The sequence below is a fragment of the Dolichospermum sp. UHCC 0260 genome, assembly GCF_009711985.1.
Taxonomy (GTDB): Bacteria; Cyanobacteriota; Cyanobacteriia; order Cyanobacteriales; family Nostocaceae; genus Dolichospermum; species Dolichospermum lemmermannii.
The window spans coordinates 65,520-90,120 of record NZ_VIKZ01000003.1; the positions used below are offsets into that span (position 1 = coordinate 65,520).

Sequence of the window (24,601 nt, forward strand, 5' to 3'; positions counted from 1 at the left end):
AAGTTAAAAATTCATAATTAACTTATTTTTGGCATCTTTATTTTTAGGTAAAGTACCATTATTATAAAGATATTTAATCTGTTGCTGTACTTGAGTTATTTGAGGTCTTTTTTCAGGACTTAAAATTAACATTTTTCCTATCAGATTACGCACTTCTGTATCTAGTGGCGTTTGAATCATAGTTCCCCGTAATTTACTTTTACTCTGTGGTAATGGTAATTCAAGTTTTTTTCCATCTAGAACTGCTTCATGGGCATAAGTATAGCTTCCTGATAAAAATGGACGACTACCAGTCCAATATTCACATAAAATTAACCCCAAGGAAAAAATATCAGATTTCTTGTTTGGTGCTGGTGTTTCTCCATTTGTAGAAATATGTTTAGCAAACTCAGGTGAATAATATACTGGATCACCTACTAAAAATTCCACTGCTATTGATTCTCCTTTAATAATACTGCTATCAAAATCAATAATTTTGGCAATTTGTTTTCCTTCCCATTCTTGAATTAGGATATTATCTGGTTTCAAATCAAGATGAACAATGCCATTGTCATGTAAGATATTAAGCCCTCCTACCGCTGTTAGCATGACAAATAAACGCTTTTTTGGTTCTAATGTATGTATGACTTTTGATAAAGAGCTAGTATCTACTTTTTGACAAACTTTAAAGAAATGTTCACCATTTTCATTACCATATTTAAAAAAGTCTACCGTGACAACAACTGAACCACCAGCACCACAAGCAGATAGTGCTTTTTGAATCAGTAATTGTTTCATAGCGAATTTATCGCATTGATCACGACGCTTTTGTTTACTTTTTTCGCCTCCTGGTGCTTTTTCTCCTGGATATACGGGACTCAGAAATTTTTTCACAAAATACTCATTACCATCATTTATATTTACAGCAAAACCCCATTGACATTGCCCACCATTAGCGCTGTCAAATTCACGGGTTACTAAATATTTATCAGCAATTAGATCACCTGTTTTATAAGACATTGATTAATATCTCCTATTATTTAATTTATTCAAAATATCTTGATATTTTTGTGTTGCTTTTTGTCGCATTGAATCATCTAAATCTAATTCTAAAAGTTTTTTTAGACTATTTAATGCAGCGTCAAATTCTTTTTCTATTTCTTGTAAACTTGCTATATGATAATAAATTAAAGGTTTGTTAGCTTTTAAAGCTTGTTCACATAATTCCTGCGCTTTTGAAAGCTGATAATTTGCATAATAAGAGTTAGCATCATCTAAAAGCTTTTTAATTTTAGCTTCTTTTTGTTAGTTAAATATTTCAGTCAGTTCTTTACATTCTTTACTTGTACTTGCACCTGAAGTAGAAGATTCATCTTCTAAAACAGATACTTGAGAAATAGGTGGACTATCCTGAATAGATGGCAAATAATGTTCATAGTCAGGTTTATATTTTTCCCATAGTTTTTTCAAATCGTCATAGTTATTAGTATCAGAAATAAATTTTTCTTGAAGATATTTCAATCGCTTTTGATAAACATCTTTGATATTTGATATTCTTTGAAAACCAACTGCATGAATAATTAAAGAAACATCATCTTGTTTATTTTCAGTATATTTTTGCTCAATTAAATCTTGCCAATTATTCGTTTTCTTTGTAGTGCCTTTTGAATTAGAAAGTGTTTCTAGCAGCAATCTTTCAAACTCCCAAGGAGCAGAAACATACTGAAAGCAACCATCAGTACAAGCTAGAAAACAGCCCTGTTCTTGAAATGTATGACTCTGAAAATGGATTTGCCATTTGGGATTAATATCAGCAGTTAAATATTGAGACATGGGCGGATCTTGTCTGAGCATTTCAAAAGCATCTTTGGGAGTTACTAAATCATCTTTAGTTAATTGCTGTAAACCCTTAGTAGGGCTGAGAAAATAAATTCGTGAATCTCCCATCCAAGCTAAATCAACTTTAAAAGAGTTACCCGTAGTTCGTTGTTTAGGAATACTAGCCAAAGCAATTGTTGTACAAAGTTTATGCTCTACTAAAGAACCTTTAAGCCGAGATGAAGTGGTTCGCATATTATGATCATCTGCGTCTTTTTTTAGTGCTTGACAAATTTTATCTTGTAATTGAATAGCGTTATCTGATGTTATTTTGCCATTCCATTGTTTGAAAAATTCTTTACTAATTTCCGATGCTCTTTTTGAAGCAATCCGTCCTCCAGTTTGACCACCATAACCAGCAGAACGTCCTCCTAAACCATCAAATACTCCTATCAAATAAATTTCTGTTTGTTTATAAGTTTCTCTCAGGTTAGCATCTTCACCTTTATTTTCAGCTACTTCTAAATCTACTAATGCATCAAATGTCATAACCATTACTAAAGTCCTTGTTGAAGTTTTTATTTTAATTAAGAAACTTAACTTAACCACTCATATTTTCATGATTAAGTTAACTGTCATTGCTTATATACTGTTAGCGATCGCATCTAATATTTGATCTTTGTCTACTTTTTCTAATCCATTACCTGCTTGAGAAACATAATGAACTGTATTTTCCCAACTGCTTACAACTGTCCAAGGTGAAGCATCAGGAGCAAATAGTACCAATCGTTTAGCTGCTTGTGGCATTTCGTGCCAATAATCTGTCAATTCATCAAAGGTTTTTGGGATATTTTCAGGGTAGTTACTGGGTTTTTCACCTTTTTCTAAACTATGGGCGCTGGCATCTGTGTAAACAACTACAACATATCTTTGCTTGCTAAAATTCCCTTTTTCCCAGTCAGATGTAAGTGCTAACCCCAATCCTTCTAAGCCATGTTCAGGTTCATCTCCACCACCTTCAGCCTTAATTCCAGAGATAAAATTAGCAAAATCTGGGGACTGCGATCGCAAATCAAAAAATTCTGAACACTGCATCGCAATTTCTGGTGAATCTGCCCAATAATCCCGAAATACAATTACCTTAGCTCTAAGTTGGTCAATTTTCTTAGTTTTTTCCTTCATTTTGGCTTCTAGCTGCTCATAAAACTTCAGAGCGGTTGATTTCACCTCTTCAATCAAATGACCCATTGAACCTGTGCCATCAATACACATTACTAAGTCCACTGCATAGGTTACACCCTGATTGTCAGCCATAAATTTATATCCGTACTTATGTTTTAGCTAGTTCTTATACTAAATGTTCTCTTTTGAACTTTCTACACCAAAAAAACCTGTTTTTCTCGCATTTATATAACGAAATATAAACTCAGTAACCCGAAAAACACTGAAAAAGTATGATTTTCATGGTTGAAATTAAGTTATAATTGTTGCTGTAATACTTACCCAGCCTAGAATATATGAATGTTACAGAGTTATTACAATTTGTGGATCAAGTCGTCCAGAAACAAACAGGAGAACATCTAGACGATTTAGAAAAAGCTATTCTCAAAGGACTTTGGCAAGGTCAAACTTACAATCAAATAGCAGACGAATCGGGATACAATAGTCAAAACTATATTGGAGATGTTAGTCGTAAGTTATTTAAAACTTTATCAGAACAGTTAGGTGAAGATATTAATAAATATAATTTTTGTTGGACTATAGAAAGAGTTATAAATTCTCAGTTTGTTGGTTTAGTAAATACTAAAATTAGTTTGTGTTCTAATCATCCTAAAACTGATAAAAATCAATCTCATGAAGAAAAATCAACCAGCCAATCATTCTACCATGATTTAACAATTGCACCAAAAATTACCCACTTTTACGGACGAGAAAGAGAACTACAAACCCTATCCCATTTCTTAATCAATCAGAATGCCCGTCTTATCTCTGTTTTAGGATTACCTGGAATTGGCAAAACTACCTTAATTAAAAGATTTGTTGACCTAAACTTACAAAATTTCAATATCATCATCTGGAAAAATATTAAACTATCCGATTCTTTAGATTCCATTATCGCTGAAATTTTCAAAGCGATTAATTCCGAATTTATTCAAACTGAAAATAAACTAACTCAACTTTTTAATCTTTTCCGTCAGCAAAAATGTTTAATTATTATTGATAATATCCAAGAACTATTTACCCCAGGACAATTTGCTGGACAGTATAAAGCTGAATATAAAGACTATAAAACATTTTTGACAATGATAACAGAAATTGAACATCAAAGTAGTTTGATTTTAATTAGTCAAGAACAATGTCAAGAGATGATTTGCATAGATGAAGAGTTGTATCCGGTTAAATGCTTAGAATTACAAGGTTTAGATAATACAGATATTTTGAAAAATCAAAAACTAAAAGATGAGGAAAGTTTGTCAAAACTCATTAATTTATATGAAGGTAATCCAGTCTATTTACAAGATATTTCTAGTTTAATTAGAAATATTTTCCAAGGTAAGATATCAGATTTTTTAAGTGAAGGATTGCTGTTGACAGAGAATATGAAATATCAATTAAGTGAACTATTTAATAGACTATCAACAGTAGAACAACAGATAGTTTTAGAAATGAGTAAATCTAATCAACCTGTGAATAGAGAACAATTAAGAGAAAGTTTATCTTTATCTTCTATGGAATTAATTAATGGTTTACAGTCTTTAAAGAGGCGCTATTTAGTTACAACTATAGAAAGTGATAAAACATTGTTTATTTTATCTCCTGTTTTTAGAGAATATGTTATAATAACTCCTTGAGTTAGTGATATTCTGTGTAGATATCACATCCCAAATATTCAATGATAAAATCAAGAAAATTAAAGATAATTTACCAATGACAACTACACTAGTTAAACCGTCCCAATTACTACCTGAAGGAATTTGCATCAAGCATATCAACAACCTCATGCTATTCAAATTTACCGATAAGCTAGGTGAACGGATGCAAGAACTGCTTGATAAAAACAAATTAGATACCCTCACCCCAGAGGAAGCAATAGAACTAGAGGCAATAGGGGAACTTGACGATATCTTCAGTTATATTAACGCTGCTGTTGCTGCTCAAGACTAACACACCATACTATTTAGTCTATAAAACCAACCCACAAAAAGTTATCCTATTTAACTAAATCACCAAACATCACAAATTAACAACCATCTCAAACCCAGACAAAATAAGACCTTTATTACTTGCAGTTATCCACAAACAATGTTATTATAGAACATAATAAAATCCATTTAGTCTAAAAATTAAACTCTCTTAATTCCCCAACCAAAAAACCTCCCAAAAAACCTTAAACTAACGCACCTTTCCACCAACATAATCAAGTTCGGAGTAATCCCAAGAGTGCATTTGACGGAAAGGAAGACCCATTTTTTGGAAAACATACTTCTCTTTCACACCGGAAGCAACTAAGTCAGGCTTCAATGCTTTGATGAATTCTTCAAATTCGTAAGCGGTAACGTCGTCATAAACGATAGTTCCGTTTTCAATGTAGTGAGTAGTACGTTTATAGTCGTCACTGTGAGCGAACTCATAACCAGTACCAATCATCTTCATTCCCAAATCTTGGAAAGCGGGAACAACGTGACGGGGACGTAAACCACCAACCATCATTGCAACTGTCTTACCTTCCAAACGGGGGCGATATTGACTAACGATCGCATCCATAGTAGGTTGGTACTTAGCAATTACTTTTTCAGCATTTGCTTGGATCTTCGCATCAAACTTAGAAGCGATTTCGCGTAAAGATTCAGCAATTTTGGTAGGACCAAAGAAGTTATATTCTAACCAGGGTATACCATAAGCTTCTTCCATGTGACGGCTGATGTAGTTCATCGAGCGGTAACAGTGGATGAGGTTCATCTTCACGTTGGGGGTCATCAACATTTCGTTGATTGTACCGTCACCAGACCATTGAGCAACAACGCGCAAACCGATTTCTTCTAACAAAATCCGGCTGGCCCAAGCATCACCACCGATGTTGTAGTCACCAATGATGGCTACGTCATAAGGAGTGCCTTCAAACTTCAATGTACCGTCTTTCTTACCTTGATCTGCTTTGGGGAATACCCAGTCACGAATCATGTCGTTAGCGATGTGGTGTCCTAAAGACTGAGACACACCACGGAAACCTTCGCAACGGACGGGAATAACTGGCTTACCGATGGTTTTGGATGTCTTTCTAGCTACTGCTTCGATGTCATCCCCAATCAAACCGATAGGACATTCAGATTGAATAGAAACCCCACGATTCAAGGGGAATAATACATCTAATTCTTCAATTAATTTAGTCAGTTTCTTGTCACCACCAAACACGATGTCGCGTTCTTGGAAGTCGGAGGTGAAGTGCATAGTACCAAAGGTATCAATACCTGTTGTACCTAAGTAGTAGTTACGACGACCAGACCAAGACCAGTAACCGCAACCAACGGGACCGTGGCTGATGTGGATCATGTCCTTGATAGGACCCCAAACCACACCTTTAGAACCTGCGTAAGCACAACCACGAGCGGTCATTACACCAGGTAAGGATTTGATGTTAGATTTAACACCACAATCAGCCTTACCTTCTTCAAATACGTTTAAATGCTTCTCACGCTTTTTAGCAGCTTTTTCGGGGTAAGCTTTGAGAACTTCTTTAACTAGTTCTTTTCTTTGTTCAACAATCTTCTTGTCGTCGGTCGAAGTCATTGTTAATCTCTCTTGCTCCTAAAGGAACGGAAATAGGGATGAGGTGTTTGGGGACATGAAGTCCCCTGTAGCGATAGGGAAATGTTGGTCAAAGGTGAGAGCTTTTGATGTGCTGCTCTCTGCCTTTTTCCTGGTACTAGAAAATTCTTTCTTCGTAGCGAATTATGCCTATTTAGCCAGCATTTTTGCAGCGTTTTCTTCGCTTTCGAGAATACCGAACTCAATCAACAATTCTTCCAACTCTTCCATTTCGATAGGTGTAGGAATAGTGAGGTTTCTGTTGTTGATGATCTTCTTAGCTAGTGCGCGGTATTCGTTAGCTTGTTTGCTATCAGGCGCATACTCGTTCACTGTCATCCGACGTAATTCAGCGTGTTGAACTATGTTGTCGCGGGGAACGTAGTGAATCATTTGGGTGTTCAACCGTTTTGCCAAGGTTTCGATTAATTCGATTTCTCGGTCTGTGTTACGGCTGTTACAGATCAAACCACCTAAACGAACTCCACCGGAGTGAGCATATTTAAGTACACCACGAGCGATGTTGTTTGCAGCATACATCGCCATCATTTCACCTGATGTAACGATGTAGATTTCTTGTGCTTTACCTTCACGGGAAAGAGTAATAAGATAATTTTAAAAGCCGGAAAATGTTCATTCTCAACTATGTTTGCCGCAATCATTGTCTGGAGTGAACAGTTTTTTTATTAGGGTAAATCTAGGGTATGGACAGAACACAGGAAGCATTTGCCGATTTTCACCAAACAGCTATTACCGACGGGGGATATTTAGGCAGAATGCAAGCAGTAGAAAACCAGGAAAATCACTTAATGGCAAAACTGACAACAGAATTAAAGGCAATTAATGCTAGACTAAGAGCTGCTAGGGTGAGTGTTTCTGTCAGAAAATCCGGCAATTCATTACAGTTGAGAACTACTTTACCTATTAAACCAGGTGATATTGATAAAAACGGTAGCAGCACAAAGCAATATGATATTTCTTTGGGTATTCCTTTTAGTTTTGATGGTTTAAATACGGCAGAAGAAGAAGCTAATGAGTTGGGAAAATTAATTGCCAGAAAACAATTTGTTTGGACTGATAAATATTTAGGCAAAACTAGATTTAAAGCTAAGTTCCTCACCATGTTTGAGTTGGTTTCTGAGTTTGAAAATAACTATTTCCAAACTAGGAAACGCACTCTCAAAAGTAACAATACTTTTAATAGTTATTTCTACATTGCTAAAACACATTTGCCAAAAGATAAATTAGCAATAAATGCCAATTTTATTGATGCTGTGAAATTTTGCCCATCTTCCGATAGTGTAAAAAATGAATTAATTAAGGTAATTAGGGTTTTATGTAAATGCTCTGGTTTAGAAGTTCCAGAATTAAGTAATTTAAAAATCAAAGCTATTTCTCAACGTAAGCGTGATATTCCTACTGATGCAGAGATAGAAACAGAATATCTCAAGTTTGAAACCTATGCAATTAATCGTCCTAGTAAGTTGACAACTAGGGAAGATAGAAATAATTGGCAACTTTGGCGTTGGGTTTATGGGATGTTAGCAACCTATGGATTAAGACCGATTGAAATTTTTGTTAATCCTGATTTAAATTGGTGGTTATCATCAGAAAATACGATGAATACATGGCGTGTGAATCAAGAATGTAAAACGGGAGAAAGGGAAGCTTTACCATTATATCCGCGTTGGGTGGAAAGTTTTAATTTAAAAGGGGATACGGAAGCGATTGAATTATTAAAAGCAAAAATTAAAGATAAAGTTACCAGTCGAGAAATCAACTCTGCGCGACATGGTACAGATAGATGGTTTAGATTTGTGGGGATTCCCTTTCAACCTTACGATTTACGCCATGCTTGGGCAATTCGAGCGCATTTGATGGGGATTCCTATTAAAGCTGCTGCTGATAATTTGGGTCATTCTGTGAATATGCACACATCCATTTATCAAAAGTGGTTTAGTTTGGAAAATCGCAAGGTGGCAATTGAGGAAGCAATTAAGAAAAAATCAAAAGTTGAAGATTTACAAGATATGGTGATTAGATTGGAACAGGAAAATGAGAGGTTGAGAATTGACAATGAAAGATTGAGGTTGCAGATGGGACACAGTTTGATAAAAATTGAGTTAGGATAAGAGTTAGCCTCACGCAGAGGCGCAAAGAGTAATTTTATAAAACTAGGAATGTTACAAGATATGTCTTATAGTCAATTTACATCTATTGGTAAGGTTAAAGAAGCTTTTGGTTTAAAAACTCAGGAAGGTGGGCGTTTTATTCCTATTCTTGAAAAAATTGAACCATCTGTGACGCTAAAAGCATATCTTGAAGAAAGTTTACCGCTGGCTGGTTCTGCTAGTGAAAAAGCCCGTTCGGAAGGGATTATTTACCCAGTTTTGTTAGAAGTCAGAAGAATTTTAAATCGGCAAATTAGCTTATTTTCGGGTGAAGATTTTACAGTTGATGAGTCAGTGGGACTTAATGGAATTTGCGATTTTCTATTAAGTAGTTCTCCTGAAGTGTTAGAAATTGAAGCCCCTGTAATTGTCATTGTTGAAGCAAAAAAGGCTGATTTAAGAACTGGGTTTGGACAATGTATTGCAGAGATGGTGGCCGCGCAAAGATTTAATGCTGCTAAAAATAATTCCCTTCGTGTTATTTATGGTGTAATTAGTAGTGGTACACAATGGCGTTTCCTGAAGTTGGAAAATGATCTTGTTACTATTGATTTAATGGATTATTCTCTACCTCCTGTGGAAGAAATTTTGGGTATGTTAGTTTGGATGATGCAAAATGGGGGTTAATTCAGTAATTAAAAATTACTTCCCAATAGTTAATCTATATCCTCTAGTTCAGGAATATGTTCATTTTCATAGTTTTCAATTAAAACTCCGATGACTTCCATGAGTGAAGCAAGGGGATGGTTTTCATCTTCACCAACTTGATCTATCAGAGAATCTAGTATATCAACTAAGTGTTCATATTCCTGTTCTGTGTGAGGAACAAAGACATTTTCGGCAATGGATGACCAAGCATTAATGGTTTTTTCAAAGTTTAAAGTTTGCATTATTCTTTCCACTTTCCTTCATCATATTCTGAATGTGTTAGCACAGCACGGATATAGATTTTTTGGCGGTTATAATGAATTGCTGCAATTAGTCTAACTTTGTTACCACCAATATTAAAAACTGTCAATTTACCAACTTGATCTGCTGATGGAAACATTTGACGGAGTTCTACAAATGAGATAAATTCATTTTCCTTTATTAATTGATACCACTGAGATAGAGCATTTTTTGTATCTGGATAAAGTTTAGCAAATTCATTTAGTCGTTTACGAGTAATAATGTGCATTTGAAAAACCCTGATTTCTTAGTAATTTAGTCATATTTTAACTTTTGTGGTAGTTGTTGAAAAACTAATTCACCTTCTATTACTTCACCTTGACGAATTTGCTCTGTTACTTCAGCAATTTTTCGTCTTAATTCACTAAGTTGCTTTTCTTTTTCCTCATGTTGTTCTAAAAGTTGAAAAGCTATAGATAATAACTCATCAATGCTTTTATATTTACCTTGTTGTAGTTTCTCAAGAATGTATTTTTCTTGATCTGGCTTGACTGCAATTTGCATCTTTATCTCCTTATCTTTGAATTGATAAAAGTTCTCAAAGTTATATTCTTAATCCTAATTAAAGCATTAAATCACTTACTTGGACACACTAAATGTGATTCCTAGGTCGCGCTAGTTCCCTCCGGGACGCTACCGCGAACGCTATCGCATCCCCACAATGCACATCTTTATTAATTTAAAAACTTTTATTTATAAACATCTCCTCTTGTACCAATTGTGAAAATTTCAACTTCACCAGATTGGGTATTAACTGTAAAGACAATTCTGATTTTACCGATACGTAATCTATAAAATCCTTCCCACTCTCCCTTCATTTTTTTAATATCAAGTTCTGTAAAGGGAATAATAGCCTGTTCTTCGACAAAAGCTAGAAGTTGAGATATTTTTTCCTGAATTTTCTCAGTATCTTCAAGATTTGCTTTTTCTAAAAACTTAATAGCATTCTTACGAAATTTTATGGCCATTTTTCACCCACTCTGTCATATCAACTAATTCTTCATCTTGATAATCTGATGGTGAACCAAACATTTCATCTAGTTCTTCTTGTTCTTCGTCACTTACATAGGGTATAAGGACTTGACAGAGTAACATTCTTTCTTCTCGCAAAACTTCGCGGATACTTTCTTTGATTATTGCTTTAAGTTCTTGGATTTCCATGAGTATTATCCTTGAGAATAAAAGTATTATACCGTTTTTAGTAGAAGCGATCGCACTCAAAACCCACAACACCGGAAATGCAATTCCTGCGGAGTGCTTCGCGATCGCTCTCCTTCCTCAAAATAAAATCGGAAATACGATCAACTCAACTTTATAAAAAGCTGGAGATTAGTAGAGTAAAATTAACTCTAGATCAAAACTAATAAATGCGGACAACGCAACACATAACTAAAAATCTTGTGGAAAGATGACTGACACCGAAATGATTACTGTTTCAGAAGCTTCTCTTGAATCAGGTTATACACCCCAGCACATTCGGCTACTTATTCGTCAAGAACTAATAAAAGCTCGTCGTGCAGGTGGAATCTGGTTAATTGATGCTTCTAGCCTACGCAATTATATAGATAGGAGTCCCAAACCAGGACCTAAATCCGACAAACCAGATGCTTGATTTATATTCTAAATAGAATATAATTAAAATTATTAACAACTTTGAACCAGAGAGTCAACCGTGAATCACCTAGAAATACTTCAATCTACACCTGCTGCTCAAGTAGGACTTGGGAGAGATAACCTTCTAATCAAGACAACTGGTAAGTTTTACACTCCAAAATTCATTGGTGAACGGCTGGTTGATAGTGTTCTGACTGTTGCATCTCGTACAGAAAATACTGGAGAGCTATCTGTTATTGATCCATTTTGCGGTGACGGGCGATTAATTGTTTGGCTTTTGGAGCGTGTTTTAATTTTTCCTAGTCTGACAAATCGATCATGGCGAATTGAAATATGGGACTGTGATGAGCAAGCAGTCATTCAAGCAAAGCAGGCTATTGAGAAAATGGCCAATTATATCGGCATTAATTTTACTTTGAGCGCATTTTCTCACGATAGCTTTGCTTATTTTATATCCCAATTTAGAGAAAGACAAACAGATAATAAACCACAATTCGACATTACAATTACCAATCCTCCCTGGGAAGTTATTAAGCCAGATCGCCGCGACCTTGAAAGATTGGATGAGCAAACAGAGTCAATTTATATTAAATCGCTGCGAGCGTTATCACAAAAACTACAAAATAATTTTCCATTGTCAATGCCGCGAAAAATGTTCGCAGGTTGGGGTATCAATCTTGCTCGTATTGGCTTGGAAGTAGCCACACATTTGACAAAAAATCATGGAGTTACAGGAATTGTTTCACCAGTATCCTTCCTTAGCGATCAAAACTCTGAAACTTTACGAAAGTGGTTACTGACAAATCATGCAATTAAATATATAGATTACTTTCCCTCTGAAGCCAGACTTTTTGAAGGTGTTGATCAAGCTTGTGTTAATATAACAATTCAAGCAAATAATCCTGGACAAAAAACTTTTACTTACAAATTTGACAAGAATTTAAGTTGCATAGAATATCATCAAGAACTTAAGTTACCTGAAAGCTTTTTAAAATCAAATGGTTATGTTATTCCCGTTTATTCTAATAAATCACAACTCAATCATCTACTTAGTTTTTCAGAACTAAAAACCCTTGGAGATTTACAAGGCGATTGTGAAGGGCAACTATGGACAGGTCGAGAATTAGATGAAACAGGGCATACAAGCTATTTAACATTAAAAGGTTATTATCCATTTCTTAAAGGAAAAATGATCAACAGGTTAACTTTAGTTAACCAACCTTCTATGTTTATTGATCCAGACAAAAAACTAAGTATTCCTTCGTCAGTCAAATATCCACGAATTGTATGGAGAGATGTGAGCCGAACTACTCAAAAGCGAAGGGTTCAGGCAACAATTATTCCTAAAAACTGGGTTACAGGTAATTCTCTTGGTGTAGCGCATTTCCGAACAGATAATTTTTCAAAGCTTTACACTCTTCTCGGTATTATGTCCTCACTACCTTTTGAGTTTCAAGTTCGCTCGATGCTATCAACTTCTCATGTTTCTGTAGGGGTGTTACGCAAGACTCGCATACCACCAATTACCTCTGAACTGACTACAAAATTAGTTCCAATGGTTGAGCGGAAACTAGCTGGAGATGTTACCGCAGAAGTAGAAATTGAGATTGTTGTTGCTAAAGCTTATGGTTTAGATAGTCAAGGGTTAGCTGAAATTATGCAATCTTTCCCTAAACTTACACCAGAGGAGTGCCAAAACTTGCTTGATCATCCAATGTGGAGAAACTCATGATTCCAAATCATTACTCAGCAAAACTCAGTGACCTTGACTTGGCAATGGTGGTACACATTCCGCCTGGAGGTAATTGGAAAAATATTCCAACTTCCATACCATCTCAACGTTTAGTTCAAATTCGAGAAAGTTATGCTCAGGGTAAGGGAAGCCGCTCTACTTACTATGGGCGATTACACCCAGATGCACCAGCTTACACAATCAATACTTACTTTAATCGTCCTGGTAATGGTTGTCATCTCCATTATGACTATGCAGGTGGTCAGCATCGGGTCATTAGCCAACGTGAAGCAGCAAGGCTTCAAAGCTTCCCAGATAATTTTTGTTTCCTGGGATCTCGTACTGCGATTAATACACAAATAGGTAATGCTGTTCCACCACTTCTGGCATATCAAATCGCCTTGCATTTAGGATCACCGGGAATGTTTGTAGATATCTTCTCAGGAGCAGGGGGGTTAGCACTAGGATTCAAATGGGCTGGTTGGCAACCTATAGTCGCTAACGATATTGAGCGCATAGCTCTGGAAACTTATGCTAAAAATATTGATTCTTCTGTAATTGTTGGAGATATTAGGGATGATCAAGTTTTTTCAAAAATTGTTTCATTAGCTATTGCTGCAAGACAAAGTAAACCTGATTCTAAATTGTTTATTTTGGGAGGTCCACCATGTCAAGGATTTTCTACTGCTGGTAATGCTAGGTCAATGCAGGATGAGCGTAATTCACTATTTAAAAATTATCAACAAATTATTGAAGCAATAAATCCAGATGGTTTTGTTTTTGAGAATGTTATGGGTTTATTAAGTATGGAAAATGGTTTAGTTTTTCAGCAAATAAAAACTGCTCTTGAATCAGTAACAGATAATCTTTCAACTTGGAAAGTAGATACAGCAAATTATGGAATTCCACAAAGGCGCAAGCGTGTAATTTTGATCGGTTTGCAGCAAGAAAAACAGCCTATTCCACCTCCCACACCTGTATGTGATTCAGATGGAAGCGGTTTACTAGGTCTTTCACCAGTAGTCAGAGTTGATGAAGCCATCAGTGATCTACCACCTTTAGAAGCTGGACAGGATGGAGAACATCTTGATTACATAATGCCAGCACTAACTAAATACCAATCCTTAATGCGTAATATAATCACACCTGCACAGTATTTAAAAAAATTGCACGATAAAGAAATTTACACTTCTGTCTCTATTCAAGGTTTAAATTAAGTCAAAAAGTAATATACTAGGAGATGCTTAAAAGTGATTGACATAACGAATAAAGACTTATACGAGGCATCGTTAAAAGAACTCCAAAAGTATGGAAACAGTGTAGGGCGAAATTTCAAAGGTCGCTTAACTCAGGTTTTTCTGGCATTGAAATTTTGGCGAAGTGAAATCCCAAGTATTTTCTCCGATCAATCTGTCTCAGCCTTAATTATTCAGAAAAATATAGATGACTTATACAGTAAAGAATCTAGACCATCAAATAACTGCGTACTCAGGTTATTTGATAACAACTATCTGGCTAAAACTGGTGTTGTTGGTCTTGGGAATACTTCTCCTCAAAATACTTGGAGAAACAACTTCCGCCTTCAGAAAGGAATAGTTTGTTATGCCTCTTCAAAAGATTTAGCTGACCATGATTTTTTGAATCAAAATCGTTTGAATTGCCGATATCTTCAACCTGTACAACAAGGTAGCTTAAAAAATGCCACTTGTATATTATGTCAAAGTGAGGCTAAATACCGAGGCGAAGAACAACCAAAATGGCTTCGCGCCGAAACAACTGTGCGGGGAGAAAGCTATTCTCTTGTAGATATGGCAAACATACAAAATTTTCTACCACATATAGCCCCAAATGGGCAACGTATACCTATATTACCTTTGATAGTTGCCTTGTATCACGACCCATTACCTGGTATTTATGTTAGTCGCAAGGAAGTTGATATTAATGATTTTGCAAGTGACTATGGCTTCTCTCAAGAAGAATTAATCGCATACTTTGAGGATAAGAAACAGAATCAGTATAATCTACAACTATTGAAAAATTTTCCGTCAGTAGATTACACCCCTATTTCACAAAGCTTATTAAACGCAGTTGTTTCAGTTCCAGCAATTTCAAAACTTTCATCTGATAGACAGATTAAAGAGATTCCAAATCCAATACTTTCAGAAGTAGAAATACCTGAACCAGGATCAAATAGTGGTTGGGGCGCTCAACAATATGTAATGGAGGTTTTACGAAATAATGATTGGATTGTATACGATGTATCTCAGCAAAGATGTGGATATGACCTTTTGGCTGAAAAGGGTAACAAACGAAAATATATTGAAGTTAAAAGTTCATTAGGTTCTTGTTCTCCAACTTTAACTGAAAGAGAGTGGCAAAAAGCAAAAGAATATGGTTCAGATTACTGGTTGGCTATCATTGAGAACTTTAGAGTGGAGTCACAAAACCAGATATACTGGATTCATAACCCTACTGAAAACTGTAACGCCAGAGAAATAACCGTCATACAATACTCCATTAATCGTAGTTCGTGGTTAGTAGCAGTTAATGATGATTTAGACATTGAAAAATTATGACAATTAGTAACCCATTTATCAAAAATCATGTATCCCCCTTGACACTAGGGACAAAATAGGGTAAATAAAAGAATAAATCCTAACAAAAATCCCATTTCTCTAAAATTTCCCAGGGCAAAAATAGGGCATAAAAAAATAAAAATTCCCAACCAATTGCATTCACAAAAACCCTAGACAAAATAGCTTAATCTTCACGGATAGGCATAGCAAAACCACCACATACAACGTCACCCAATACGTCGTAAGATACGAAATCTAAATCTGTGTAAGCGCCGTTTTCTTCTAGGAAGTTAATAGCGGTGATAATACCACGACCGGCGCAACCTACACCGGGTTCTGGACCACCGGATTCCACGCATTTAACGTCGCGGAAACCTTTGAGCATTACTTCATGAAGTTCTAGATCTTCAACAGATCCTCTTTCAGCAGCCAAGTGAAGAACGGTTGTTTGAGCCTTGGAGTGAAGCATCAAACGAGTAGAGTTATATTAACAATATGGGCAGTATGAGGAATGATCATGAAAGCAGGTTATGTGAGGGTTTCCACCCGTGAACAGGATGAAGGCAATGCTTTGGAGCAACAAACAGCACGAGTAGAAAGGGCGGGCGCTATTGTCATCTTCTCAGATGTTGAGTCCGGGCGCAGCGACAAGAGGAAAGAATTTAATAAAATGATTGCTCAGTGCAAACAAGGCAAAATCACCGAAGTTATCTGCACTAGAATTGACCGACTAGGACGCAGCGTGGTAGGGATTCACAAGGCGATCGCTATCTTTGAGGAGTATAAGGTCAAACTCACGGTTTTGGATGCCCCCGTTGACCCATCTTCCCCCTTTGGCTGGTTTTCTGTGAACCAGATGGCTGGATTGGCTGAATTTGAATCTAGGCTACTTGCTAATCGGATCAAAAATGGTATGAACTTTTTTAGAGAGCAGAAAAAGGCTTCTCCCCGTCCACCTTTTGGGTATTGTCGCGTGGATGAAAAGTATGCTCCTGATTTATCTGAGATTAATGGTATTAGTAAATGGGCGATCGCTCACAAGATGATTGAATATTTCCTCGGTGATGGGGCTACATTGAGGAGTACGGGTCAATATTTACTGCAAACTTATCATCTCAAGTGGACTGCTGCCGGACTGCGTTACTGGCTTTTAAACCCTGTACTGAGAGGCTGTACCGCCTACAATATCAAAGACAATTTAAATAAACCTGAGAATTGGGATGTTCATGAAGATACTCACCAACCTTTAATTAGTGAAAATATCTTCAAACGCATAGTTGCAAAACTTGACGAGAATAAATCTAAATACAGCTACGGTAGAGAAAAAAAGGAAACAGAGATTTTCCCACTAGCGGGGCAGATTATTTGCGCTGACTGCGGCTATAAATGTTTTTGTAAGAAACGAAATTCGACATATAGAGTTCGCTGCAAAAAACATGAAAACATGGGAAATAATTTTTGTAGTAACAAAATTAGCACTTATCTACCAGATATTATTTTAACGGTAGATCAAACCTTAGTAGAACGGTATAGGGAAATCAAGGAATATGCAATTACAAATTCAAATGTGGAAACACAGGATAGCCCGGAATTGATTGCTAGACAAGAACAACTAAAATCACTGAGACTTTTACCTAAAAACCCAATAATTCAAGATGCCATTGACCAAACAATTTTAGAGATAAATAAAATCAAACAAAAAGAAACAGTAGTTAATAAAATCAACAGCGAACTATTTGATATTCTTGCGTTTTGTTGTAGCAATATTAATTTTTGGGATGAAACACCCTGGGCGGATAAATCCTTAATATATAAAGAATTAATTGATTACGTAAAAGTTGCCAATGGTGAAATCAAAGAAGTCAAGCTGCGGGTTTAAGCAGCCCTTGAAGTTCTACTTCAAATTCTTCTTCTGATAATAACATTAATCTCTTTCTGGTATAAGGATCTAAATACCGAATCCTATACCATTTTTTAGAGACACGAATCAATACTTGAGTCGCTGTTTCTTGCATATCATAATAGATGAAGTCTTATAACTAGTTTAGCTATTTTTTGATATTTTTGTCTGTTTATGATGAACAAATCTATTATTCAGACACAAAATTAAATATCAAATCAAGTTTTTTGTTTCTCAAGAATCAAGAATCTTATATTGTCAGTTGTCCGTTGTTTAAATGCCACTGATCAATGACCACTGACAATTAACGTATTTTTCTGGACAAGCCTAAGTAAGTAGACGAAAATAAATCAAAGTAGATTAAGTAATGTAAAAAATCTGGAGATGATTTCGTAGTAAGGGCTTCAGCCCTCAAATGAGGAATAAATTCCTCACTACAAACTTTGAATTATTCAAGCCGTTCTACTTAGTTTTAATTCTTCGTGTCGGGTTAGAGATTGACAATCAGCACAGGCTACGATTCCTTCAGGTTAAAGCATTATCATCTCACCCTCGTAATTTGGCTAAGGTATTGTTGTGTCAAAACAATTATTGTATGATGACGTTTAGATATACGTAATGTCATAAAAATAATCAACATGGGAGTAGTATATATAGGCGATCGCGCAACAGGCAAGACTCACTTAGCACTAGAGTTAGTCAACCCCAAAGGTGAATATGTCAAAGTTGCCAATCTCGATTACGACAATCTGAGAGTGCAATTACTGGATGAGAACTCACGGGCAAAACCGACACCTTTGCAAATGCCCTATGAACGGTATTTGGAGATTCAGGTGCGGCTACCATCTGGGAATAAACAGGTGGTAGTAGATTGGATTGATACAGCGGGCGATGTGTGGCTGAAAAGTTATCAAAGGGATTATTCTGATCAATGGACTCAATTTTTAGAGGCTATCCGCAACAGTGAGGGAGTGTTGCTTATTCTTCCACCCCACCGGGGCATGAGTTTACAACCAGGTACAGATGTGGAGCAGTTTGTCACGCAAAAACAATGGTGTAATCGCTTTGACAGATGGGTGAAATTTTTCCATCACCAATGTCCCAATGTTAGACATTTAGCTATTTGTATCAATAAAGCTGATTTATTTTGTGATTTATCCCAGGAAGGTGGTAAACTGGCTTACAAGCCTTATGGTAGTTCCCTGAACTGGCAGCAGCGGCATACTTATGTTTTACAAAGATATTTTCGTCCGATTTATTCCCAATTAGAACAATTGAATAATGGCCTTTCCGGTGGCTCGGTGCGGTGTTTTATTACATCTATTCATCATCGAGGTTTATTAGAATTACCTTGGATTTATCTGGGTAGTTTTTTAGCTAAATAGGTAGAAATTATGTTAAACAAATTTTTTCATAGATTGAAACCATCGCCGGGGCTATATTCGTCATTCTCTGTTCTTTAAATAATTAAAAAGGTGTAACATGGGCAACATTTATGTAATTGGACCACGTGCTTCTGGCAAAACTACTTATTTAGCAGCTTTGGCTTATCAACCATCAAGATCACGACGGAAAAATCAGAATTTTAAAGTTCAAGCATTGAATGAAGAAACAAGAAAATTAGCAGATAAAGCTGAGAATATTATTTTAGAGGGTGCATCTTTAGAACCGACAGGGAAAGAAGTAAAAACAATTGATGATTTAGAAGTCTATTCATTTTATATTGAGATTCACAAAAAATGGCAAAAAAAACAAGAAATAAATTTAGCAGTGCGAGACTACCCAGGAGAGATTTTTGAAGATTTAGCAATGGGTTCAGCAAATCCCTTATATGAAGAATTTATGAATGAATGTTTAGGAAAAGATGTGAGTGGGTGTTTGATTTTGTTAACAGAGTGGAGACAAGGAACAGATAAATTTTATAAACGAGTATTTAAAAGGTTTATAGATTTAATGGATAAAGATGAAAGATTACAAGAATTACGGTTAGCTGTAGCCATGAGTAAATGTGAACGGGGGGAACTGTGGCCTGGTCGGTTAGATCCAGAAAATGATTTATTTGCAATTCATTTTCCAGAAACACTGTCATTTTTAAAAGATAATATTCCTAGTAAAAACTTACAGTTTTATGCTATATCTACTTTTGGGGTTTTAGGAAATAAAGATCCGCGCCCCAATCGCAAACAAGAATTAGGACAAGAGGGCAGATATTCTGTGTTAAGAGAAACTGATAACTGGTCGCCTTATGGGATGATTTCACCTCTCTATTGGTTAAGTACAGGTAAGAGGATGAAAGAAAATGTTTAATTTATTTAAGAATAAAAATCAGACTCCATTACAAAGTAGTGCGGTGTTGCGAGTTATAGGCGATCGCTCTTCTGGAAAAACCACATATATGGCTTCCTTAGCACGATGGCCAAATGCTGATCCTGATAGTCCAGTTCAGGCTGTAACCGCTGTAGATGAAGGTGGAGAAGACTTACTTAGTAAAGCTCAAAATATCTTAGAACAAGGGTTAGAGTTAGGAAGAACAGAGTTAGCTATAAATGTATCAGAGGTAAGAGATTGCACTTTGCAAATTACTCTAAAAGAAAAAAAATTAGGTTCAAAATTACTGAATTTAAATATCAGTTCTAAAGATTATTCTGGGGAATTTTTTGATGATTTATTACATCGTGGTAAAAATCCCCAGTTAGATGATTATTTAGAAGATTGTTTACAGTGTAATGGTATTATGTTTTTGGTTGATGGTAGTAGTCGGCGAAAAGATTTAGAATATGCCAATGGTTTAGATAAATTGCTGTTAGCACTTGACCGGAATGATATGGGTGGAAGTAAGCGCCGAATTGCCTTAGTATTGAATAAATGTGAACAATCTGATTTGTGGGTAAATCGAGATAAACCAGCGTTTTTAGCATCAGCAAGGTTTCCCCAAGTTTGCAGAAAATTACAATCATGGCAACAAATGGGAGGAGGTGATATAGAATTTTTTACAGCTTCGGCTTTTGGGATGTTGGGTAGTAAATATCCAGAACCAAATGTTAACTTACTCACTAAAAGTAGAGGGGGAGTAACAGCAGTAATTAAAAATCCCAAACTTTGGCGGCCTTTTGGTTTAGTTGCTCCCATTTATTGGCTTTGTACAGGTTCACGTCATCAGGAATTAGATCATGTATGAAAGGAGATCCCCGTTTTCTACCTCTCCCTAACTCTCTCCTACGAGGAGAGGGAACTGGAAGGGGATTTCAAAGCCTCTCTCCTTGTAGGAGAGAGGTTTGGAGAGAGGTCTTTTAATAAACTTTATGATTTTCTAAACATCCTCTTAGATAAAGGTTAAAAACATGAGTTCACCAGATATTGAAATTCACGAATTTAGTACAGGTATTCACTTTCAAGAAAGGGCTAATGGTTGGGTGTCCTTGGGTTTTACAGGACAATATATGAACGCTACTATTAACCCTATTCCTACAGTTGTGGAAAGGTCTATTGCTAATCAAGAATTTGCTTTAACTGAAGGATCATCTACAGAAAAACCAGCAATTATTGGACGGGTAGTAGGAAGTGGTGATGATATTTGGTCTGTAATGGCTGTTGTCACACGAGGACAGGATGAAGTGGGACGCAGTGCGGCTTTTTATCGTTATTTTTTGTGTGAGGGAATTAATAACTTACGGTTTATATTAACTTGGTGGGAACAAAACCGAAAACCAATATTTAACCCCTTAGATTTTAAAGGTAGTCCTCATTTATTTATGGGAGAATCAGGTAAACCTCACCTGACAAAAGAGGATGAGTCTTTACCGTTTGAACAAGATCAAGCAATAGTGTTATCAGCAGAAAATCAACGTGATTTATATACTCTTAACGCCTTAGCAATCATAAAATTTAACAAGTCTAAAAAAGTTTTACCTGTTGCGTGGGCTTTTAATGTAGAAGCTTTGGAAAAACCGGAGCGTTTTCAAGTAATTCAACCAGCATCACAAAGAGCCTGCGATGGATTAAAACGAGCCATTGCTAATGCTGCTCAGGTTGTTTCAGCAATAAATGTTGATGAAGCGGCGTTAAAATCTGCTATTCGGAGTTTAATGAATAGTTCTACTATCAAACCGGAAGCAGTACAGGAAATTGTTAAAGGGTTAGAAAATGAGGAAATTAAACCTGATTATTGGGAGAGTTTATTTAATGCTCAAGGTGCGGATAAAGCCATTAAGCAAAAGATTTATAGTCCCCAAATGGTGCGGTTGATAACACTGAGAGCAATGGTAATTCCAGAGACATTACCGGAGTTTTTGGAGTGGTTGAATATTCAAGGGGGTAGAAAACCTGATGAAAATCAAACTGTGTCTTTAGATTTTCAAAAAGGTATTCGGGCTTTATTTCCTAAAGAACAAATTGCAGAAGGGATTAAATATCTACTATTAAATTTATTGAATAAGAAAATATCAGTAGATAGTCTTTATTGGTTATTAACAACAAATGGTAGTGCTTGGGTTTATGCACAAAAACAATTTATTACTGATATTCAGGATGATTTACAATTAATTCATGATCATTTTTCTAGTCCTAAGACTGCATACAAAAGCAGTCCTTACGCTGATCCTAATTCAGTATTAACTAGCAGTTCTCCTGTGGAGTCTGAAAATGATTCACAATTGCATCATGTTCAACCACCAATTAAAAAGGATTCATGGCAAAATGATTTTAAATGCCAAAAGCAAATTTGGGCAACTTTAATCAATAGTTGGCAAGGTATTAAACAAGGACGCTCTAAAAGAGAAGAATATCAAACTTTTGCTGAATTATTTGACAAGTTCAGACAATATGATTTAGCTGCATATTTTTATCAAGTGAGTGATGGAATAGTTGACAAAGATTTATATTATGAAGTAGCTAATCAACAACATCGTCGCTCACCTGTTGTTTTTGGTTTACGTCTTGAACCGAAAAAGAATTTAATTGATCATGTCCTTGATTTTATTACTCTGGAGGTAGATATGAAAATTCAATTTGTTGTTCCTCTTTCACTATTAATCTTAGTAAGTGGTTGGTTTATCGGTACAAAAACTTGGCAATCTTATACTAGTGCAACTGATATTGAAAAATCTTTGTGTAGCAAGACTTTCCCATCTGGTAAAAACAAAGATATTAAAAACTGTCCGGTTATAGTTTTAAAGCCAGAGACAAGTTATAGTTTTAGTGAAATCCAGCAATTAATTCCAGCGGTTGTAGATGATATTGTTATTGAAAAAACAAACCCAGAAAAAAGTCTAGAAAGAATTTTAACAGGAGGTACAGAACTTAAACTTAACTACGGGGATTTAAAATCTGGTAAAAAGGCGACAGATTTAGCGATTCAAAAGCAATGGGTGACAGCAATTTATAATTATCAAATTACAAGGAAGCTAAAATATCAAAAAATTGCAGATAATGGGAATAAAAGCGATGAATGTAACCGGCGAATATTCTGGGTATGTTTATCGAAATCTGGAGAAGACAATGATACGAGTGATAGTGTTGATAATGCAAAAGGTTCTGATCTTTACAATAAATTGAAAAATGATATTTTAGCAGCCATAAAATTAGAACAAAGCCGGGGAATCAATTCCCCGTCTAATAGCTTAAGTCGGTTAAAACCGACTGGGAATTTAAAGGGAGGAATTGAAAATTAATTTATAGTATTTGGTAAAAAATCTCTTTCAACACCGAAAACACCAGAAAATAAATTCCCCAACCCATACAACCTGGTAACATAGAGCCAGCAAATCCCAAGAATTAGTCGGTTTTAACCGACTTGAGCTATTAGACAGGGAATTGATTCCCTGTCTGATTGACTAAAAGCTAATTGAGGAAATCAATGAACTCACAAACACAAGCATCACTAAAACCAGCAATTAGGAAATTAATCCACAGTTCCCAAGTCAAACCGGAAGCTGTGCAGGTAATTGTTGAAGGGTTAGAAAATAAGGAAATTAAATCTGATTATTGGGAAACTCTATTTAATAAAGAAGGTGCTGACATTGCAATAAAACAAAAGATTTATAGTCCCCAAATGGTGCGACTAATAACGTTGAGAGCAATGGTAATTCCAGAAACTTTACCGCAGTTTTTGGAATGGTTGAATATTCAAGCTGGTAAGCAACCTGATGAAAATCAAACGGTATCTTTAGATTTTCAAAAAGCTATTCGGGCTTTATTTCCTAAAGCACAAATTGCAGGAGGAATTAGATATCTACTATTAAATTTATTGAATAAGAAAATATCAGTAGATAGTCTTTATTGGTTATTAATGATAGATGATAGTGCTTGGATTTATGCTCAGAAAGAGTTGATAAATTATGTTCACTCTGATTTACAATTAATTGATAACTATTTTATTAGACAATATGAAAATGGTTTGTCTGACAACTTGTTTAAATGCCAAAAGCAAGTTTGGACGAGTTTAATAAATAATTGGAGAGGTATTCAACAAAGATATTATAAAGGAGAAGAATATCAACCTTTTGCTGAATTATTTGAAAAATTCCAAGAATATGACTTAGCTGCATATTTTTATCAAGTAAGTCAAAGCAACGTTTCTAATGATTTATTTTATAACATAGCCTATGAAAAATATCTCCGACTTAATCCTAATGGAGATAAACTTTCTAAAGTTTTGTTTTATGAGGTGGCTTATCAAGAATATCGCAATTCTAATATCGTTGTTTACGGCTTACTGATTAAACGGAAACCAACGTTTATTGAATTTATTATCAATTTTGTAATCCAAGGTTTGATTTCACCCAGCATAAATTTTACTAGCAGTTTAATCAAAAACACTATTGAGTTTCTCGTTGATTTAATAAAGTGGATTTTTACAGCTATCACTTGGTTATTATTTATATCAATTGGTCTGGTGTGTATTGGTTTTGCTATTCAAAATATTGGAATATTTTTTATAATATTCATATTTTACTTCATTAGTGCAGCTTCAAAAAAATAATTCAGTGAAAATACAGAAAATATGATAATCTACCTTTATATCCTATCCGTGATTGACTCAAGGTTAAATAGTTCCTAA

The 24,601-nt window shown here is 35.5% G+C and carries 25 protein-coding genes and 2 pseudogenes; 15 read left to right on the top strand and 12 right to left on the bottom strand.

Annotated elements, in window-relative coordinates:
* Window positions 1-3 precede the first annotated feature (3 nt).
* The 3 genes from FJR08_RS02140 to FJR08_RS02150 all read right to left on the bottom strand — a co-directional run bounded on the left by FJR08_RS02140 (window position 4) and on the right by FJR08_RS02150 (window position 3,111).
* Window positions 4-999, bottom strand: coding sequence for a protein kinase (locus FJR08_RS02140; protein WP_168631988.1), 996 nt, complete (start codon window positions 997-999; stop codon window positions 4-6).
* Window positions 1,000-1,284: 285 nt separating this feature from the next.
* Window positions 1,285-2,346, bottom strand: coding sequence for a PP2C family serine/threonine-protein phosphatase (locus tag FJR08_RS02145; RefSeq protein WP_217357469.1), 1,062 nt, complete (start codon window positions 2,344-2,346; stop codon window positions 1,285-1,287).
* A gap of 93 nt (window positions 2,347-2,439) precedes the next feature.
* Window positions 2,440-3,111 carry a VWA domain-containing protein gene (locus tag FJR08_RS02150; RefSeq protein ID WP_015081307.1) on the bottom strand — a complete coding sequence of 224 codons (672 nt, stop codon included), beginning with the start codon at window positions 3,109-3,111 and terminating at the stop codon, window positions 2,440-2,442.
* A gap of 203 nt (window positions 3,112-3,314) precedes the next feature.
* Here FJR08_RS02150 and FJR08_RS02155 point away from each other — a divergent pair, with 203 nt between their 5' ends.
* Both FJR08_RS02155 and FJR08_RS02160 read left to right on the top strand, forming a co-directional pair.
* Window positions 3,315-4,649: an ATP-binding protein gene (locus FJR08_RS02155; protein WP_168631989.1), complete on the top strand. Its 1,335-nt coding sequence runs from the start codon at window positions 3,315-3,317 to the stop codon at window positions 4,647-4,649.
* 76 nt (window positions 4,650-4,725) lie between these two features.
* Complete coding sequence (locus FJR08_RS02160) at window positions 4,726-4,962, top strand: hypothetical protein (protein ID WP_053541339.1); 237 nt, start codon at window positions 4,726-4,728, stop codon at window positions 4,960-4,962.
* Between the two features lie 228 nt (window positions 4,963-5,190).
* Here the strand turns inward: FJR08_RS02160 and nifD are convergent, their stop codons facing one another.
* Together nifD and nifH (FJR08_RS02170) are read right to left on the bottom strand one after the other, a co-directional pair.
* The gene (gene nifD / locus FJR08_RS02165) at window positions 5,191-6,585 is read right to left on the bottom strand and encodes a nitrogenase molybdenum-iron protein alpha chain (RefSeq protein ID WP_051155216.1); all 1,395 of its coding nucleotides are present in this window, start codon (window positions 6,583-6,585) and stop codon (window positions 5,191-5,193) included.
* A 168-nt stretch (window positions 6,586-6,753) separates the two neighbouring features.
* Window positions 6,754-7,197 (bottom strand): annotated as a pseudogene (nifH, locus tag FJR08_RS02170) (nitrogenase reductase); the annotation flags it as partial.
* 110 nt (window positions 7,198-7,307) lie between these two features.
* On the opposite strand from nifH (FJR08_RS02170), the gene FJR08_RS02175 reads away from it, so the two are divergent.
* The gene (locus FJR08_RS02175) at window positions 7,308-8,735 is read left to right on the top strand and encodes a site-specific integrase (protein ID WP_168631990.1); all 1,428 of its coding nucleotides are present in this window, start codon (window positions 7,308-7,310) and stop codon (window positions 8,733-8,735) included.
* A 60-nt stretch (window positions 8,736-8,795) separates the two neighbouring features.
* Window positions 8,796-9,401: a hypothetical protein gene (locus tag FJR08_RS02180; RefSeq protein WP_168631991.1), complete on the top strand. Its 606-nt coding sequence runs from the start codon at window positions 8,796-8,798 to the stop codon at window positions 9,399-9,401.
* 29 nt (window positions 9,402-9,430) lie between these two features.
* Here FJR08_RS02180 and FJR08_RS02185 read toward each other — a convergent pair whose 3' ends face one another.
* From FJR08_RS02185 to FJR08_RS02205, 5 genes are all read right to left on the bottom strand, one after another.
* Window positions 9,431-9,664, bottom strand: a complete 234-nt coding sequence (locus FJR08_RS02185; protein WP_015081302.1) for a hypothetical protein — start codon at window positions 9,662-9,664, stop codon at window positions 9,431-9,433.
* Window positions 9,664-9,951, bottom strand: a complete 288-nt coding sequence (locus FJR08_RS02190) for a type II toxin-antitoxin system HigB family toxin (protein WP_168631992.1) — start codon at window positions 9,949-9,951, stop codon at window positions 9,664-9,666. Before FJR08_RS02190 ends, FJR08_RS02185 begins: the two co-directional genes overlap by 1 nt.
* A 26-nt stretch (window positions 9,952-9,977) precedes the next feature.
* Window positions 9,978-10,226 carry a type II toxin-antitoxin system ParD family antitoxin gene (locus FJR08_RS02195; protein ID WP_168631993.1) on the bottom strand — a complete coding sequence of 83 codons (249 nt, stop codon included), beginning with the start codon at window positions 10,224-10,226 and terminating at the stop codon, window positions 9,978-9,980.
* A 185-nt stretch (window positions 10,227-10,411) separates the two neighbouring features.
* Window positions 10,412-10,690 (bottom strand): type II toxin-antitoxin system RelE/ParE family toxin, encoded by a 279-nt coding sequence (locus FJR08_RS02200; protein ID WP_168631994.1) that lies wholly within the window; start codon window positions 10,688-10,690, stop codon window positions 10,412-10,414.
* On the bottom strand, window positions 10,671-10,883 hold the full coding sequence (locus tag FJR08_RS02205; RefSeq protein WP_168631995.1) for a hypothetical protein: 213 nt from the start codon (window positions 10,881-10,883) through the stop codon (window positions 10,671-10,673). The genes FJR08_RS02200 and FJR08_RS02205 overlap by 20 nt, the downstream gene beginning before the upstream one ends.
* On the opposite strand from FJR08_RS02205, the gene FJR08_RS23080 reads away from it, so the two are divergent.
* The 5 genes from FJR08_RS23080 to FJR08_RS24155 all read left to right on the top strand — a co-directional run bounded on the left by FJR08_RS23080 (window position 10,882) and on the right by FJR08_RS24155 (window position 15,644).
* Complete coding sequence (locus FJR08_RS23080) at window positions 10,882-11,040, top strand: hypothetical protein (RefSeq protein ID WP_217357470.1); 159 nt, start codon at window positions 10,882-10,884, stop codon at window positions 11,038-11,040. The genes FJR08_RS02205 and FJR08_RS23080 overlap by 2 nt on opposite strands.
* A gap of 90 nt (window positions 11,041-11,130) precedes the next feature.
* Window positions 11,131-11,334 carry a helix-turn-helix domain-containing protein gene (locus FJR08_RS02210; protein WP_053540135.1) on the top strand — a complete coding sequence of 68 codons (204 nt, stop codon included), beginning with the start codon at window positions 11,131-11,133 and terminating at the stop codon, window positions 11,332-11,334.
* A gap of 60 nt (window positions 11,335-11,394) precedes the next feature.
* Window positions 11,395-13,068, top strand: a complete 1,674-nt coding sequence (locus FJR08_RS02215; protein WP_168631996.1) for an Alw26I/Eco31I/Esp3I family type II restriction adenine-specific DNA-methyltransferase — start codon at window positions 11,395-11,397, stop codon at window positions 13,066-13,068.
* A complete protein-coding gene (gene dcm / locus FJR08_RS02220; RefSeq protein ID WP_168631997.1) occupies window positions 13,065-14,285 on the top strand; it encodes a DNA (cytosine-5-)-methyltransferase in 1,221 nt (406 codons plus the stop codon). The genes FJR08_RS02215 and dcm overlap by 4 nt, the downstream gene beginning before the upstream one ends.
* 33 nt (window positions 14,286-14,318) lie before the next feature.
* Complete coding sequence (locus FJR08_RS24155) at window positions 14,319-15,644, top strand: DUF3883 domain-containing protein (RefSeq protein ID WP_168631998.1); 1,326 nt, start codon at window positions 14,319-14,321, stop codon at window positions 15,642-15,644.
* Window positions 15,645-15,834: 190 nt separating this feature from the next.
* Here the strand turns inward: FJR08_RS24155 and nifH (FJR08_RS02230) are convergent.
* Window positions 15,835-16,128: pseudogene (gene nifH / locus FJR08_RS02230) on the bottom strand (nitrogenase reductase); the annotation flags it as partial.
* A 27-nt stretch (window positions 16,129-16,155) separates the two neighbouring features.
* On the opposite strand from nifH (FJR08_RS02230), the gene xisF reads away from it, so the two are divergent.
* Window positions 16,156-17,523 (top strand): fdxN element excision recombinase XisF, encoded by a 1,368-nt coding sequence (gene xisF / locus FJR08_RS02235; RefSeq protein ID WP_168631999.1) that lies wholly within the window; start codon window positions 16,156-16,158, stop codon window positions 17,521-17,523.
* On the opposite strand, the gene FJR08_RS02240 is transcribed toward xisF, so the two are convergent.
* Window positions 17,507-17,659 carry a hypothetical protein gene (locus tag FJR08_RS02240; protein WP_160170653.1) on the bottom strand — a complete coding sequence of 51 codons (153 nt, stop codon included), beginning with the start codon at window positions 17,657-17,659 and terminating at the stop codon, window positions 17,507-17,509. The genes xisF and FJR08_RS02240 overlap by 17 nt on opposite strands.
* A 523-nt stretch (window positions 17,660-18,182) precedes the next feature.
* Here FJR08_RS02240 and FJR08_RS02245 point away from each other — a divergent pair.
* From FJR08_RS02245 to FJR08_RS02265, 5 genes are all read left to right on the top strand, one after another.
* Window positions 18,183-18,929: a hypothetical protein gene (locus FJR08_RS02245; RefSeq protein WP_168632000.1), complete on the top strand. Its 747-nt coding sequence runs from the start codon at window positions 18,183-18,185 to the stop codon at window positions 18,927-18,929.
* Between the two features lie 97 nt (window positions 18,930-19,026).
* Window positions 19,027-19,851: a hypothetical protein gene (locus FJR08_RS02250; protein ID WP_168632001.1), complete on the top strand. Its 825-nt coding sequence runs from the start codon at window positions 19,027-19,029 to the stop codon at window positions 19,849-19,851.
* A complete protein-coding gene (locus tag FJR08_RS02255) occupies window positions 19,844-20,722 on the top strand; it encodes a GTPase domain-containing protein (protein WP_168632002.1) in 879 nt (292 codons plus the stop codon). Before FJR08_RS02250 ends, FJR08_RS02255 begins: the two co-directional genes overlap by 8 nt.
* A gap of 163 nt (window positions 20,723-20,885) precedes the next feature.
* Window positions 20,886-23,213 carry a hypothetical protein gene (locus FJR08_RS02260; protein ID WP_168632003.1) on the top strand — a complete coding sequence of 776 codons (2,328 nt, stop codon included), beginning with the start codon at window positions 20,886-20,888 and terminating at the stop codon, window positions 23,211-23,213.
* A 185-nt stretch (window positions 23,214-23,398) separates the two neighbouring features.
* Window positions 23,399-24,523 (top strand): hypothetical protein, encoded by a 1,125-nt coding sequence (locus tag FJR08_RS02265; protein WP_168632004.1) that lies wholly within the window; start codon window positions 23,399-23,401, stop codon window positions 24,521-24,523.
* The last annotated feature ends 78 nt before the right edge of the window (window positions 24,524-24,601 follow it).

Excerpts from the sequence above, each read along its gene's own strand:
- FJR08_RS02240 (WP_160170653.1), bottom strand. The coding sequence starts at position 17,659 with ATGCAAGAAACAGCGACTCAAGTATTGATTCGTGTCTCTAAAAAATGG.
- FJR08_RS02140 (WP_168631988.1), bottom strand. The coding sequence starts at position 999 with ATGTCTTATAAAACAGGTGATCTAATTGCTGATAAATATTTAGTAACC.
- FJR08_RS02150 (WP_015081307.1), bottom strand. The coding sequence starts at position 3,111 with ATGGCTGACAATCAGGGTGTAACCTATGCAGTGGACTTAGTAATGTGT.
- FJR08_RS02175 (WP_168631990.1), top strand. The coding sequence starts at position 7,308 with ATGGACAGAACACAGGAAGCATTTGCCGATTTTCACCAAACAGCTATT.
- FJR08_RS02255 (WP_168632002.1), top strand. The coding sequence starts at position 19,844 with ATGTTTAATTTATTTAAGAATAAAAATCAGACTCCATTACAAAGTAGT.
- nifD (WP_051155216.1), bottom strand. The coding sequence starts at position 6,585 with ATGACTTCGACCGACGACAAGAAGATTGTTGAACAAAGAAAAGAACTA.
- FJR08_RS02155 (WP_168631989.1), top strand. The coding sequence starts at position 3,315 with ATGAATGTTACAGAGTTATTACAATTTGTGGATCAAGTCGTCCAGAAA.
- xisF (WP_168631999.1), top strand. The coding sequence starts at position 16,156 with ATGATCATGAAAGCAGGTTATGTGAGGGTTTCCACCCGTGAACAGGAT.
- FJR08_RS02260 (WP_168632003.1), top strand. The coding sequence starts at position 20,886 with ATGAGTTCACCAGATATTGAAATTCACGAATTTAGTACAGGTATTCAC.
- FJR08_RS02265 (WP_168632004.1), top strand. The coding sequence starts at position 23,399 with ATGAACTCACAAACACAAGCATCACTAAAACCAGCAATTAGGAAATTA.
- FJR08_RS02250 (WP_168632001.1), top strand. The coding sequence starts at position 19,027 with ATGGGCAACATTTATGTAATTGGACCACGTGCTTCTGGCAAAACTACT.
- FJR08_RS02245 (WP_168632000.1), top strand. The coding sequence starts at position 18,183 with ATGGGAGTAGTATATATAGGCGATCGCGCAACAGGCAAGACTCACTTA.
- FJR08_RS02160 (WP_053541339.1), top strand. The coding sequence starts at position 4,726 with ATGACAACTACACTAGTTAAACCGTCCCAATTACTACCTGAAGGAATT.
- FJR08_RS02180 (WP_168631991.1), top strand. The coding sequence starts at position 8,796 with ATGTCTTATAGTCAATTTACATCTATTGGTAAGGTTAAAGAAGCTTTT.
- FJR08_RS02200 (WP_168631994.1), bottom strand. The coding sequence starts at position 10,690 with ATGGCCATAAAATTTCGTAAGAATGCTATTAAGTTTTTAGAAAAAGCA.
- FJR08_RS02145 (WP_217357469.1), bottom strand. The coding sequence starts at position 2,346 with ATGACATTTGATGCATTAGTAGATTTAGAAGTAGCTGAAAATAAAGGT.
- dcm (WP_168631997.1), top strand. The coding sequence starts at position 13,065 with ATGATTCCAAATCATTACTCAGCAAAACTCAGTGACCTTGACTTGGCA.
- FJR08_RS02195 (WP_168631993.1), bottom strand. The coding sequence starts at position 10,226 with ATGCAAATTGCAGTCAAGCCAGATCAAGAAAAATACATTCTTGAGAAA.
- FJR08_RS23080 (WP_217357470.1), top strand. The coding sequence starts at position 10,882 with ATGAGTATTATCCTTGAGAATAAAAGTATTATACCGTTTTTAGTAGAA.
- FJR08_RS02190 (WP_168631992.1), bottom strand. The coding sequence starts at position 9,951 with ATGCACATTATTACTCGTAAACGACTAAATGAATTTGCTAAACTTTAT.
- FJR08_RS02210 (WP_053540135.1), top strand. The coding sequence starts at position 11,131 with ATGACTGACACCGAAATGATTACTGTTTCAGAAGCTTCTCTTGAATCA.
- FJR08_RS02205 (WP_168631995.1), bottom strand. The coding sequence starts at position 10,883 with ATGGAAATCCAAGAACTTAAAGCAATAATCAAAGAAAGTATCCGCGAA.
- FJR08_RS02185 (WP_015081302.1), bottom strand. The coding sequence starts at position 9,664 with ATGCAAACTTTAAACTTTGAAAAAACCATTAATGCTTGGTCATCCATT.